This window comes from Pontibacter sp. H249 (genome assembly GCF_037892465.1).
Lineage (GTDB): Bacteria > Bacteroidota > Bacteroidia > Cytophagales > Hymenobacteraceae > Pontibacter.
Window position 1 is genome coordinate 329,544 of sequence record NZ_JBBKTR010000002.1, and the last position, 12,673, is coordinate 342,216.

Below are 12,673 nucleotides of genomic sequence, written 5' to 3' on the forward strand. Positions count from 1 at the left end.
CTATTTAGTTTGTAGCCCAAATTATATATATAAATATCGCCATACCACGCTGTTCTACGTATACGCACAAACCCTACTTGTACAATCACGTACAGGCAGCTTATTAAACGTTGTACACTTTATGGCCAGCCTATGGACGCACAGGAATATTCGCCGCTTTACGTACAGATAAATGAACTGTACATTGACACCGTAGTAATAGACGACACAGAGTTTATCACTTTATGGTGCTTTACTGTGCTGGATGACGAGTACAAGTTTATTTACATGGGCTGCGACTTTACGCAGTTTAACCAAATGCTGATTGCCGCCGGTGAAAAAGGCAAAGAGATTGCCCTGCACATGGCCGACGTCCTCAACAAGCCTTACGATACCCCTACCATTATCCCGATAAAAGAACAGTTTGATGAGTACCTGGAGCTTACCGGCCACGACATTATCGTGTATGAGCCTGTGGCTGTAGAAGACGACATGGAAGAGTTTGATGATGAGGATGAGATGGATATTGAGCAGTTCTTTAACGGACGTCAAAACAAAACGCAGCAACGCTACCTCATTTACCAGCTCGACAAAATGTATCCTTCTAAAGTGTTTGAGCCTAAAAAAGCAACACAGCAGGACCTGGCAGAGTGCTTCGAAGACGACTCGCTGGAGATGGCGCAGTTATACTTTGATTACCTGAATGCCATAGAGAACGGCTATGACGAATGCGAGGCACGCCAAGTGGCAGGCCTGGAGCGCGACCTGTTTTTCAGGATGGCACGCAAAGCCTCTGAGTTGTGGGGATAAAAAGGCTCTTAAAGTATAGTTTATTTCTGTAAAGAATCCGCCTGCTCAAAGCTGTTTAGCTCCTGCTGCAGGTGTGTTAAAATTGAGTTGATCCACGCCTTAGTCTCCTCGTCATCCGCTTGTGGTAGTGCCTCCTGGTAGCGTGAAAGCTGCAGTTGATGCGAGTTAAGTATAAAAGCCCTGTAGCGGGCATCAAACTCCTCCCCTTCCAGTAATTCAAATTCATCAACAAGACCTTTATCGGCACCAGACAAACTATCTGGCAGATAAATTCCGGTATGCTTTCTGGCAATAGATTTTAGCTTGTTTAGCGAAGCACTATGGAAGCCAATAGCTTTTTCAGCCATATTTTTGAGGTTTTCATCGCCTCGCTCTATGGCCAACTGGCCCATTTCTACCTGCAGCATGTTACTGCTGGCTGCGTAGTCCCAGAAGGCGGGGCTGTTTTTTAGTGTTTTCTGAGTAGTTAACGCAACTGTATTTTCTGCTTCGTTGCTAATGGGGCCATCACAGGAGAGTATAAACAAAAATAGTATTCCAACAGCCAGGGCAAATAGCTTATCTGTAAACATGGGGTAAATGCACGTAATAAAGTATAGCTTCCTATACTGCTCCCACGCTTATATTGATACCTGCAAAGTAAAGATTCACAGAAAAATACAGCTATGCCTTTATTGCCTGCAAACTACTAAAATGTATAAGCTTTACGTATCACCGTCAGGTTGCTTGCTCTGCCCGGGCCAGCTATTACGTGTACTGGTTTTGATGTTTTTACAAGTTGCTCCGGCAGGCCTATACTTTGGTCGTAGAGGTATAGTGTAAGTGATGATGCTGCTTTTAGCCTCACCTCCAGCTGTACCTCTTTGCGCTGCGGCAGGCCATGTAACATAGCATGGTATACTTTACCGCCCTGCGCATCTATAGGAGTGAGTGTCAAGGGTTCTCCTGCTAAGGCGATGCTGCTTATACTCCCAGGCTCCTGCGGCTGCAGCACTACCTCTAAATGGGCAGCACCTCGCTGCGAGGCCAGGCGCAGGCGCAGCAAGCGTTCATCACCATAAACTGAATCAGCGAGCAGCTCTGCCACAGGGGCCGCCACAGACAAGACCTCCGTCTTGCTTTTCAGGTAATTCCGTTGTGCATGAGGGTAGATCTCAGAGAGCGGTTCGTAGCTGCTTTCGCCAAAGAATTGCCTGTTCCAGTTGTCGGTGGTCTGGTAGATAGAAGCCCAGTAAGCTTTGCTGCTGTCTGCATCAATGTAATAGTTCACATAGCTTTGCAGCGGCTGCTGTGGAGATGGCTTCTCGTTTTGAAGGGCAATAAGCAACGCTATACTTCCGGCCACTACAAGCAGAAGCGGCAACAGCGGCACCCTCCCCCACCTGAAACTGTGCTCTGCCAGGGAAAGCAGTGGCAGCAGCAAACCCAGCAGCAACACGAACAAAGCCAGCGAACCAACCGGCAACTGAAGGCCAAAAGCTATAAACACTACCTGCACAATCGGCATTAAAATAAAAATAGCGGGTAGCGATGCTATCAATAGCACAAGCACAAAACCTAGATTTAGCTGTGGCTGCTCGTGCAAATCTTTCCAAAGTATAAATATTAGCCCCGCCAGGCTAAATAGCAGCGGAAACATGAGCAGGTAAGTAGCATTTGGTATGGTAAAGAAAAGTATAGCTACCAGTATAAACTGCAGAAGAAACATACCCATTGTCAGTGCCAGCACTTGCAGCCACCTTAGCGCCAGCCAGCAAAGCAACAGAAACAACCCCAGCGCCAGCAGCAGGTAAGCTATCAAAAAGCCATTGGCACTATACACACCAGCAGAGTAATGCGAAGACGGAAGTAGGTCCAGCACCAGGTTATTTATCGGCACAAACAGCCCCACCACAATAACCAGCAGCACCAGGAAGGAGAAAAAGCCTATAAGCACCTGCGCAATAGTAAAAGCATTTTTACGCACACCTACAATAAATACAGCTACAAGTAATATGGCGGTGATAGCTACCCAAAGTATGTTCAGCCACTGCGCATAGTTTATTACCCAACCGTTAATGGCATTAAAGAAAACAGTATCGGGGGCTTTGGTTTTATTTAAGGAGGTACTGCCAAAATGCTGCAGCAGCGCCAGCAGGTTACTGCCGTGTTGCTGCACTGTGTTCAGGCTAAGGTTCTCAGGAGAGTCTGTTGCTGTATGGTAGTGCACAAAGCCATCGATAAACGCTGAGTTAAGGCCGCTGTAGCCGGCATCTTTAAACACCGTAAAATCGGTATCGTTGGGCATGCGGCTGTAAATCTCGTAGGCCAGCGAACTCAGAAAAGGATAAGGCGCATGCTCAATGTACTGCTTTGCCACCCATCCATTCTCAGGACTTAGCTCAAAAGTCATACTTGGCCCCTGGGTACCGCGCCCCTCCAGGTTTAGCACCAGTGCCACTTCTTTTGCCCAAGGGTGTTTCAGAAAAGCCTTTGCTCCGTACAAGCCATACTCCTCACCATCTGTAAACAGTACAATCAGGTCATGCTCCAGCTTTTTGGTTTCTTTCAGGGCACGCACGGTTTCAAGTATAGCTGCCACACCTGCGCCGTCGTCGCCGGCACCACGGGCATTAGGCTGGGAGTCGTAATGTGCCAGCACAAGTATGGCTTTACCAGTGATGCCGCGCCCTTGTAGCTTGCCCAGCAGGTTATACACATACCCCACCGCTGCACCATTAGCTGCTGTCGCCTCCTGCACTTGCGGGTTAAGGCCTAGCTGCTGCATCTGCTCCAGCAAGTACGTCCGTACCTGTGCATGCGCCTCGGTACCCATAGCATGCGGTTCTTGGGCAATCTCTTCTATGTGCCGCATTGCCCGCTCCGCCGAAAACTCATCTACAGGCGCATTGGCTGGTTTGGCAGCAGGAGGCTGTAAAAGGTACAAGCTTAACAAGGCAAGTCCAATAAGGGCCAGAAGTATAAAGGCTGCGTAAGAGCGGTGGCGGTAGTTCATAGTTTAGCTAAATACGGTTAATCTAATATAAGGAATATTTAGCTTAATCTGATTAGGTAAATATTGTGGGATGCGTGGTGCTGCATTTATTTATGAGAGACGCATTTACTGAAAAGATATGGAACAGGAGAAGGCTGCAAGCTGGCGCCAGAACGCAAAACTCTCGCCAGAGGGGTAAACAGAAACGGGCAGCACCTTTTACAGATGCTGCCCGTTATTGATACGTTGGAATACGCTATAATATTTCTGTTTCCTCGGCGTTAAGCACCTCGTTCTGGCGCAGGTGTACTGGTGTGGTTTTTTTGCGCAGTCGCAGGTTTAGCATCTCTACCAGTAACGAGAAGAACATGGCAAAGTAAATGTAGCCTTTTGGTATATGCTGGTGCAGCGCCTCCACCACCAGCATAAAGCCGATCAGGATCAGGAAGGAAAGTGCCAGCATTTTTACCGTTGGGTGCTTGTTCACGAAATCGCTTACATACTTAGCGAAAATCAGCATGATAGCCATCGCTACAATCACGGCAATTATCATTACAATAATCTCCTGTGCCAGACCTACTGCTGTAAGTATAGAATCGAAGGAGAATACAATATCGATAAGGATAATCTGTATAAGCACCTTGCCTAAAGTAGCATGTGCTGCAGCTGAGCCTTGCCCTTCTTCCTCGCCTTCAAGTTTGTTATGGATCTCGGTAACAGACTTAGCAAGCAGAAACAAACCACCGGCAAAAAGTATGATATCGCGCCACGATACAGCAAAATCCTCTTCGGTTAACGGTAGGTTTATGGAGAATATAGGGTCGGAAGCACTTACGATCCAGGAAATGAACATCAATAGGATAATACGGAAAACAAGTGCAAGCATTAAACCAATGTTACGGCCTTTTGCCTGCTGCTCTTTCGGCAACCTGCTTACGATAATTGAGATGAATACGATGTTATCTATACCCAACACTACCTCCATAAAGGTAAGCGTCAGTAAACTTATCCAGGTGTCTGGATTAGCGAAAATTTCCATAGTTTATGTATTTGATTGTTATTTACCAGTTATTGATTGCTGTACTTATACTTGTGGCAGCACCTGCTGTTATACCTGTTAATTGTAGAGCCTTAATCAGTAGCTCATCAACGAAAGCGCAATTTAGACAAATACCTCCCACACAATCAACAACTAGTAGATTTAGCTTTTCATGTTCACGTACTGCAGCGGCATACCTATTTCTTCGGAGTTGCTGCGCAACACGGCGATAACCTGCTGCAGGTCGTCTATCTTTTTGCCGGTAACACGAATAGTTTCATCCATAATAGCGGCAGATACTTTTATCTTACTGTCTTTGATGATCTTCATGATCTTCTTGGATGTATCTTTTTCGATGCCGGCTTTTACTTTAATATCCTTCTTCATCATGGCGCCGCTCTGGTAAGCCTCTTTCGAGAAATCCAGGGCAGTTGCGTCTAACCCCTGCTTCACCATCTTGCTGATCAGCACATCTTCGGTGTGTTGCACGCGCATTTCGTTTTCCATGGTGATGTGCACCATGTTGTTTTTCTTGTCATACTCCAGCGTGCCTTTGGTGTCGCGGAAGTCGTATCGGTTCATTATCTCTTTGCGGGCAACGTTAATGGCGTTGTCCATGGTTTGTGGGTCTACTTTACTTACAATGTCGAAAGATGCCATAGTTTTTAGCTTATACTTTAAGAATTGATTTTACCTATATTTAGCCGACAAAGTTATTTATAATTGTTGATTGCTGATAGATGAGTTATTAAATGCCCTGCCGTGCCGCCTAAAAACAGTTTCCGGTAAATCTATCAAATAACCAGACAGAAAACTCTTCTTTAGGAGTAGGGCCCCTCGGTTAAAGAGAGGGGCAGTAATATATTTCTCTCTGTAAAAATACTCTCCCCTAACAATCAACAACCAGCAACTAACAATAAAAACCATGCATATAATAGAGCCTAGCACCCCAGAGCAGTTTGAACAGTATTACCACCTGCGTTACCAGACGCTACGCCAGCCCTGGGGCCAGCCAGAAGGCAGCGAACGTGCAGAGGATGATGCTACTGCCATACACGCCATGCTAGTAAACGATGTAGGTGAGGCACTGGGAGTTTGCCGCATGCACCTGGCTACACCGCAGGAGGCGCAGATCCGGTTTATGGGCATACGGCAGGATATGCAGGGCAAACAGTTAGGCGATCAGCTGCTGCAATATCAGGAGGAACGTGCCCGCAAATCAGGCGCTACCCGCATGATGCTGCAGGCCCGCGAAAACGCCGTAAACTTTTACCGCCGCAACGGGTATGAAGTAGAAGAGAAATCGTACCTGCTGTTTGGCACTATACAACATTATAAAATGGCCAAGCAGCTCTAAAAGAATGCTGTAGGCTATGAAGAAAAACACCAAACTTATACTTACTGCCGGCGCTCTGGCAGCAGCGGCCCTAGTTATAAGCAGTTGCAGTAAAAACTATACACCTCTCGAGACTGTACCCGCTGTAGACCTGAACAAGTACGCCGGCCGCTGGTACGAAATCGCCGCCCTACCCCAACGCTTCGAGAAAGGCTGCCATTGTGTATATGCCGAGTATACTCCTAACCCGGCTGGCTACGTGGAGGTGTACAACTATTGCCGCAAAAACGGCCCTAATGGTAAGGTAAAAGATATTCGGGGCAAGGCCTACCCGGTAGAGGGCAGCAGCAACAGCAGGCTTAAAGTGCAGTTTTTCTGGCCATTTAAAGGGGACTACTGGATTTTGGAGCTGGACCCTGACTACCAGCACGTGCTTGTTGGCTCTCCGGACCGCGAAAGCCTTTGGGTACTTTCCCGTACCCCTACCTTAGACGATGCCGTTTATGACCTGATGGTGCAGCAAGCCAAGAGCAAAGGTTTCCCGGTGGAGCAGTTGGAGAAGACGGATCAGAGTTGTTATAAATAAGCTTGCGTGAAGTATACTTTGATTGCGAAAGCAATAGCCGCAATTAAACGGTTATAAACGAAACTAAGCGTTTCACAATACTGCTACTAACTCTGATAGCTGCTGAAAGCGCTGCATCTTAGCATGTCCATCACCACCACAGCAACCTTAAAACTATATATAATGCATTAATTTAAAACACGTTAAATAACAACCAATATAGACAAGCAATGGTTTTGGCAGATACGATATTTACTCTTATCTTGTATTGTGGATGTACTATATGAATACTTGAAAAAGCAGTCTTTGACCTATGAGGAAACACATCCACACATAAGGCCAATAACCGGAACAACTCCTTATACACTATAGTTGGCAGCAAGTATAGCAAAACAAAAAAATTGAAGCTTACCCGAAAATCTCATAAAACTAAATTTGATGAATTAGATGACACTGGTAAACACTGATCAAATTACAAAAGGCTCTGTAGAAGATTTACAGCACCTGCAAAACGCTCAGCAGGATATGCGGGAGGCTTACCTAAATGGGTTCCCTGGTGTGGTTGTATCCGGGACGGTTTGGCTTGTTTCAGCACTTGTAGCCATCTATGTGTCGCCAAACAAAGCGGTGTGGACCTTACTTGTTGGAGGCGTTTTTGTTCATCCTGTTAGCATGCTGCTAAATAAAGTTTTGGGAGCAGCTGGCGCACACGCTCAAAGTAATCCCTTGGGCAAGCTCGCCATGGAAGGAACTCTGTTTATGATCATGTGCCTACCGTTGGCCTATGGGCTGTCTTTTCAAAAAGTAGAATGGTTTTTCCAAGGCATGCTCCTCATCATCGGGGGCAGGTATTTGCATTTTGCAACGCTCTACGGTTCAAGGCTCTACTGGGCGTTAGGCATAGGATTAGGGATTGCAGCTTACCTTCTATTTACCTTGAATTCACCTTCCCATACAACGCTTTTGGTGGGTGCAGCTATGGAAATCCTGTTCGGTCTTGTTATGGTTACAATACTTCGCAGGAGAAAATCGCCATTATAAAGTTAATTGGACTTAAAAGCACCAGCCGCCAACAAGGGGCATAGTAAGGGCTACGCCCTTACTATGCCCAAGCACGTTATCCAATTAAAAATTAAACCAGCACAAACCACTCACCTATAAATCTATGAACGAGATCAAAAAGGAAGACATTAAACAAGAAGTTTTCGACCTGTACGACGACTACGCGCACAACCGTGTCAATAGGCGCGAGTTCATGCAGCGGCTCTCTGTTTATGCTGTAGGCGGCCTCACTGTGGGTTCGCTTATGAGTTTCTTAATGCCTAATTATATAAGTGGTGTTCAGGTAAAGGCGGATGACCCACGTATAAAATCGGAGTACATTTATTACCAGTCTCCGAAGGGTGGCGGAAAGATAAAAGCCCTGCTCTCGATGCCAGCCAATGCGAAGAAGAGATTGGGAGGTGTGGTAGTAGTGCACGAAAACCGTGGCCTTAACCCGCACATAGAAGATGTAGCCAGAAGAGCCGCCCTGGCAGGCTTTGTATCACTTGCCCCGGATGCACTAACCCCACTCGGCGGTTACCCCGGCAACGACGACGACGGCCGGGCTTTGCAAAGCAAACGCGATCGCAACGAGATGCTGGAAGATTTTATAGCCGCCTACGATTACCTAAAAGACCACAAGCGCTGCAACGGCAAAGTAGGCGTAGTAGGCTTTTGCTTTGGCGGCTGGATTTCTAACATGATGGCGGTGCGCATACCTGATCTGGCTGCGGCCGTGCCTTTTTACGGTGGGCAGGCCCCAACTGAGGATGTTCCTAAAATAAAGGCCCCGCTGTTGCTGCACTACGCTGAGCTGGATACCCGCGTAAACGAAGGCTGGCCGGCATACGAACAGGCGCTGCAGGAGCACAACAAAGAGTATACAGCTTACATATACGCCAACACCAACCACGGATTCCACAACGATACCACACCCCGCTACGACAAGGCAGCGGCAGAACTAGCCTGGAAACGAACCACCGAATTTTTCAACAAACACCTAAAGTAGACGGCAGCGCTATGAAGTAGAACTGCCAGAACGTATACGAGCACATCGCGTCTTATCTGGAAGTATACAGCACATACTATGCTAGCTGCAGGCAGTTGTTAAAGAGCAGGCACCTGATGCAACTGAAAGTATAAGTATGTCATGCAAACCTACAAGACAAATGGGAAGCCACTGATATACTTTGCTGCGTTTAAACTGCATATTGGTTTTTACACCACACCAAGTGGGCATAGAGCGTTTAGGGCAAAACTGGCAAAGTATAAATAAGGCAAAGGTTCTGTGCAGTTGCCACTAAACCAGCTTATTCCTTTTAGGTTAATTAAGGAGATGGTTGCTTATAAAGCTAAGAATGGCTTTCAGGCGGCGTAAAGGCGGCGTTAGTATAGAGAAGAATTAAAATTATACTTATAAAGGCTGGTTGTGCTGGGTGCAAACTAAATCATACGTTATTGTAGTAACATAAACGCCTGCAACACGAGAGCTTTACTTTTTGGTATCCACGGCAAAACCACTTACCTTAACAAGAATAAAGTACCTGTTGATGCTGTGCCAAAGTTTATACTTTACCAGGTAGCGCAAAAGAAACAAAAACAACAGAACTGCTGTTACTGTAACTACTTCACAAAAAACACCCATTATAATCCATGAAATTAATCTCCCGCATTTTACTGCCTGTTGCTGTACTAGGTGTAGTTGCCTGCTCTGGTAACGAGCAAAAAACAAACAATACACCTGCCGCTATAACTCCTACGGCTACTACAGCGCCACTTAACACCACAGCGCCGGCAAGCCAGGGAGCCACAGCTGCCTTAAATCCAGCCCATGGCGAGCCAAATCACCGTTGCGATATTCCGGTAGGAGCCCCTTTAAGCACACCGGTACAGCCTAATTTAAATGTACCGGCTTCTGCGCCTACTCCAACACTGCAACCGTCGCAGGTGCAACAGGGTGCAGTAGCGCCAGGCACTAACCCACCGCACGGCCAGCCAGGCCACGACTGCGCTAAACCAGTTGGAGCACCGCTTTAATTTTAAATTAACTTCATTAGTATTGTCATTTCGAACGCTTGCGAGGAATCTGAACTAAGGCAGAATCATGCCATTTTCCAGATTTCTCACTGCCGTTCGAAATGGCAAATTAGTGGGTTTTACAATAGCCTGCGCTACTTCAGGTACAAATTAAAAAGGGAAAGCCACTGCTCTCCTACTACTACAAAGTATAATCCAAAGGCAGCATATCGCCTAGTTTTTCGAAAGCCCAATACCCTTCAAACAGTACGTCCAGCGGTTCGTAGATGCTTCCGTTCTTATCCAGCAGTACCTGCTGTGCCTTTAGCGAGAGTACCGAAGTCTGATAACTTGGCTTTGGTGGGTTAAATGGCTTTAGCTGCCGCACATACGCCTCTTCTTCCTTCTCTCCAGTATACACCACCTGCATAAACTGCTCAAACTGCATTTTTACCTCATCGCCGCTCCTGCTCAGGTAATCTGCATAAGGTACGGGGTTCTTGTCCAGCTGCTCGATCAGTTTTGGCAGCCGCGCCCGCGCAAGTATGTCTGCAGAGACATCATCTAACGCAATTTTACCTCCAGCCTCTTTCACCTTTGCCCGTACAGCGGCAATCTCTTCGTCAGTGGGCCTGTCGGGGTTAGGCAGGCGGTAAAGGCGGCGCAGGTTAAAACCCTGCTCTACCAATTGCTGCTCGCGCAGCGCCCGTACAAAGTGCATAGCCGACCCTAAGTAAGCCCTTTCACGATGCTTTGCCCAGCGGCGTTGTTTGCTTTGCCCACCCTTCATCAACGCATACTTTGGGTAACCAAGGAACACCATGTAGCCATCCCGCATGTAGTATTTAAAATCAGCTAAGAGGTATTCTATTTTATAACCTAAGGCCGGGTTCTCTACCAACAGCGGCTCATCAGACTTTACCTCCAGCAACGCCGTTTCAGGGTCGAAGGTGATGGTGAGCACTTCGGGGTTGAGCAGCCTGCATTGCTTGCCGAACTCACTCTTGCCCAAAAAATTTTGTTTAAACACCTCCAGGTTCTGGTACCACTCCGGGTCACGTTTACCTTCTACTATCACCTCCTTCAGCTCGTTAGCCTTTGGCCTTAGCTTAAAAAGTATAGATTTTGGCAGCTCATCGGTATTTACCTGGTAGATAATAGGCTCGTAGCCCAGGTAAGAAACAATTAGTTCGTAGCGGCCGGCGGGCACCTGTAGCGCAAATTCACCTTTAGCATTGGTAGTGGCGCCAATGGTGGTTGTGTTTACATACACCGATACAAACTCAATGGGGGCATCTATAGCTTCGTCAATAACGCGGCCTTTTATGTTATGCTGTGCCAGCAGCGGCATTGCGATAAACCAGCAGCACAGCAGTGGTATAAGTTGTTTCATGTGGCAGCAGGTGTTTTCTTAAAAATGAAGAAAATATCTGGCTTGCACATATACTTTAACCTTTTTTAACATTTGCCACTGCGGCCCTGCTAGTTAAGAAAATTGTATCAGCTCCGCTTCTCCTGCACACGCTTTACCATGTTGCGCACAAAACTGCGTGGCATTAGCTGTGCAGTGAGCGCTGTAATTTTATTCTGTATTCCCGGAATCACAACCACTTCGCCGGCCATCATACCTTCGTAGCCGGCCTGGGCCACACTTTGGGCATCGGCTATAAACTGTTTGCTAAACAAGCCCGAGCCACGCAGGTTGGCCTCATCTTGAAAGTTGGTTTCGGTAGGGCCAGGGCACAGGGCAGTAACAGATATATTATCCTGCTGCAGTTCGGTAGCCAGCGCCTCCGAAAAAGACTGTACAAAAGCTTTGGTAGCATAGTATACAGCCATTAATGGGCCAGCCGGCGGAAAAGCAGCTGTAGACGAAACGTTAAGTATTTTTGCCGATTTGCCGGGAGTGAGTTGCTGCAGAAAAAGCTTGCTTAAGTGTGTGAGGGCTACCACGTTCAGCTGTATCATGTCGAGCTCTTTTTGCAGGGCCGTTTCTTTAAAATAACCATAGTTGCCGAAGCCAGCGTTGTTTACCAGCGCCGTTACCTGAACTCCCTCCTCATGCAACTGCTCAAATAACTTGTCAGGCGCTTCGGGCTCTGCCAGGTCTAAAGGTATAACTTTGGCTTTGGTGCCATACTGTATAGCATATTTTACCGCCAGGCTATCCAGCTTTTCTTCTGAGCGTGCTACTAGCACCAGGTCGTGTCTGTTTGCCGCAAATATATCTGCCAGTTCTTTGCCAATGCCTGCAGAGGCTCCTGTAATTAATACGTTATACTTTGTGTTTGCTGTGTGTTTCATAAGGTTTACAGATTTACTGTTTACGCATTTCCTGTTGCCGCATCGGCATCTGGTCAATTAAGTTATAAATTGTTTCGAGTGGCACTGCATCTGTGCTTCTATACTTTTCAGTGCCGTCTTTACCCAACAGCAGTATAGTGAAAGCATCAGGCGCTACATTAAATTGCTTACGTAATTGCTGTCCGTCTTTTCCTTTTTGCACCTCACCGTTTACCCGAAGTATAGTTTCCCCTTCTATATCTATCAACACCATATCACGCTCGGGCAAGCCTTTGGCATTTGTGCTGATGTTTGTTTTCTGTTTAGTGTAATCTTCGTTTTCTGCATCAGGAGTAAATAACAGTAGAACTCTGTTTTCCCATTTATAGTCATTCAAATCCATTGGTTTAGGTTTAGTTTGAAGGCATGCTGCCGGTAATAACATACATGCTGTTAAAAGTATGGCATACATATGTGTCATAGTACAGCATACGGTAAACCTGCCCTGCCGTGGTAATTTAACTGGTAACAAGCTACATTTCCTTCAAAAATTCGAAGCTTAACTGAACTCCTCCATGATACTAACACTAGTATATCTCATTTATACTTTTGCCGCCTGTTAGCGAT

General features: G+C 46.6%; 13 protein-coding genes. 6 read left to right on the forward strand and 7 right to left on the reverse strand.

The annotated features are described in order from the left end of the window. The first annotated feature begins 132 nt into the window (after positions 1-132). A complete protein-coding gene (locus WG943_RS03815; protein WP_340406835.1) occupies positions 133-789 on the forward strand; it encodes a hypothetical protein in 657 nt (218 codons plus the stop codon). A 20-nt stretch (positions 790-809) separates the two neighbouring features. On the opposite strand, the gene WG943_RS03820 is transcribed toward WG943_RS03815, so the two are convergent. From WG943_RS03820 to WG943_RS03835, 4 genes are all read right to left on the reverse strand, one after another. Then, on the reverse strand, positions 810-1,361 hold the full coding sequence (locus tag WG943_RS03820; protein WP_340406836.1) for a DUF4142 domain-containing protein: 552 nt from the start codon (positions 1,359-1,361) through the stop codon (positions 810-812). A gap of 116 nt (positions 1,362-1,477) precedes the next feature. Continuing rightward, the gene (locus tag WG943_RS03825) at positions 1,478-3,784 is read right to left on the reverse strand and encodes a M20/M25/M40 family metallo-hydrolase (RefSeq protein ID WP_340406837.1); all 2,307 of its coding nucleotides are present in this window, start codon (positions 3,782-3,784) and stop codon (positions 1,478-1,480) included. 235 nt (positions 3,785-4,019) lie between these two features. Then, positions 4,020-4,802, reverse strand: a complete 783-nt coding sequence (locus tag WG943_RS03830; protein WP_340406838.1) for a TerC family protein — start codon at positions 4,800-4,802, stop codon at positions 4,020-4,022. Between the two features lie 162 nt (positions 4,803-4,964). Beyond that, on the reverse strand, positions 4,965-5,462 hold the full coding sequence (locus WG943_RS03835; RefSeq protein ID WP_340406839.1) for a YajQ family cyclic di-GMP-binding protein: 498 nt from the start codon (positions 5,460-5,462) through the stop codon (positions 4,965-4,967). 265 nt (positions 5,463-5,727) lie between these two features. Between WG943_RS03835 and WG943_RS03840 the strand changes: the two genes are divergently transcribed. From WG943_RS03840 to WG943_RS03860, 5 genes are all read left to right on the forward strand, one after another. Beyond that, positions 5,728-6,159 carry a GNAT family N-acetyltransferase gene (locus WG943_RS03840; RefSeq protein ID WP_340406840.1) on the forward strand — a complete coding sequence of 144 codons (432 nt, stop codon included), beginning with the start codon at positions 5,728-5,730 and terminating at the stop codon, positions 6,157-6,159. 16 nt (positions 6,160-6,175) lie between these two features. Further along, on the forward strand, positions 6,176-6,724 hold the full coding sequence (locus WG943_RS03845; RefSeq protein WP_340406841.1) for a lipocalin family protein: 549 nt from the start codon (positions 6,176-6,178) through the stop codon (positions 6,722-6,724). 426 nt (positions 6,725-7,150) lie between these two features. After that, positions 7,151-7,744 carry a DUF7010 family protein gene (locus WG943_RS03850; RefSeq protein ID WP_340406842.1) on the forward strand — a complete coding sequence of 198 codons (594 nt, stop codon included), beginning with the start codon at positions 7,151-7,153 and terminating at the stop codon, positions 7,742-7,744. A 124-nt stretch (positions 7,745-7,868) separates the two neighbouring features. Beyond that, positions 7,869-8,756, forward strand: a complete 888-nt coding sequence (locus tag WG943_RS03855; RefSeq protein WP_340406843.1) for a dienelactone hydrolase family protein — start codon at positions 7,869-7,871, stop codon at positions 8,754-8,756. A 644-nt stretch (positions 8,757-9,400) separates the two neighbouring features. Then, the gene (locus WG943_RS03860) at positions 9,401-9,784 is read left to right on the forward strand and encodes a hypothetical protein (protein ID WP_340406844.1); all 384 of its coding nucleotides are present in this window, start codon (positions 9,401-9,403) and stop codon (positions 9,782-9,784) included. Positions 9,785-9,965: 181 nt separating this feature from the next. Here the strand turns inward: WG943_RS03860 and WG943_RS03865 are convergent, their stop codons facing one another. The 3 genes from WG943_RS03865 to WG943_RS03875 form a co-directional block, all read right to left on the reverse strand. Further along, on the reverse strand, positions 9,966-11,156 hold the full coding sequence (locus WG943_RS03865; protein ID WP_340406845.1) for a carboxypeptidase-like regulatory domain-containing protein: 1,191 nt from the start codon (positions 11,154-11,156) through the stop codon (positions 9,966-9,968). A 107-nt stretch (positions 11,157-11,263) separates the two neighbouring features. Further along, positions 11,264-12,067 carry an SDR family NAD(P)-dependent oxidoreductase gene (locus tag WG943_RS03870; protein WP_340406846.1) on the reverse strand — a complete coding sequence of 268 codons (804 nt, stop codon included), beginning with the start codon at positions 12,065-12,067 and terminating at the stop codon, positions 11,264-11,266. A gap of 13 nt (positions 12,068-12,080) precedes the next feature. Further along, positions 12,081-12,449, reverse strand: coding sequence for a DUF4174 domain-containing protein (locus WG943_RS03875; RefSeq protein ID WP_340406847.1), 369 nt, complete (start codon positions 12,447-12,449; stop codon positions 12,081-12,083). Positions 12,450-12,673 lie beyond the last annotated feature (224 nt).

Coding starts and splice junctions, on each gene's coding strand:
- WG943_RS03815 (WP_340406835.1), top strand. CDS start 133: ATGGACGCACAGGAATATTCGCCGCTTTACGTACAGATAAATGAACTG.
- WG943_RS03840 (WP_340406840.1), top strand. CDS start 5,728: ATGCATATAATAGAGCCTAGCACCCCAGAGCAGTTTGAACAGTATTAC.
- WG943_RS03865 (WP_340406845.1), bottom strand. CDS start 11,156: ATGAAACAACTTATACCACTGCTGTGCTGCTGGTTTATCGCAATGCCG.
- WG943_RS03825 (WP_340406837.1), bottom strand. CDS start 3,784: ATGAACTACCGCCACCGCTCTTACGCAGCCTTTATACTTCTGGCCCTT.
- WG943_RS03855 (WP_340406843.1), top strand. CDS start 7,869: ATGAACGAGATCAAAAAGGAAGACATTAAACAAGAAGTTTTCGACCTG.
- WG943_RS03860 (WP_340406844.1), top strand. CDS start 9,401: ATGAAATTAATCTCCCGCATTTTACTGCCTGTTGCTGTACTAGGTGTA.
- WG943_RS03845 (WP_340406841.1), top strand. CDS start 6,176: ATGAAGAAAAACACCAAACTTATACTTACTGCCGGCGCTCTGGCAGCA.
- WG943_RS03830 (WP_340406838.1), bottom strand. CDS start 4,802: ATGGAAATTTTCGCTAATCCAGACACCTGGATAAGTTTACTGACGCTT.
- WG943_RS03850 (WP_340406842.1), top strand. CDS start 7,151: ATGACACTGGTAAACACTGATCAAATTACAAAAGGCTCTGTAGAAGAT.
- WG943_RS03835 (WP_340406839.1), bottom strand. CDS start 5,462: ATGGCATCTTTCGACATTGTAAGTAAAGTAGACCCACAAACCATGGAC.
- WG943_RS03870 (WP_340406846.1), bottom strand. CDS start 12,067: ATGAAACACACAGCAAACACAAAGTATAACGTATTAATTACAGGAGCC.
- WG943_RS03820 (WP_340406836.1), bottom strand. CDS start 1,361: ATGTTTACAGATAAGCTATTTGCCCTGGCTGTTGGAATACTATTTTTG.
- WG943_RS03875 (WP_340406847.1), bottom strand. CDS start 12,449: ATGGATTTGAATGACTATAAATGGGAAAACAGAGTTCTACTGTTATTT.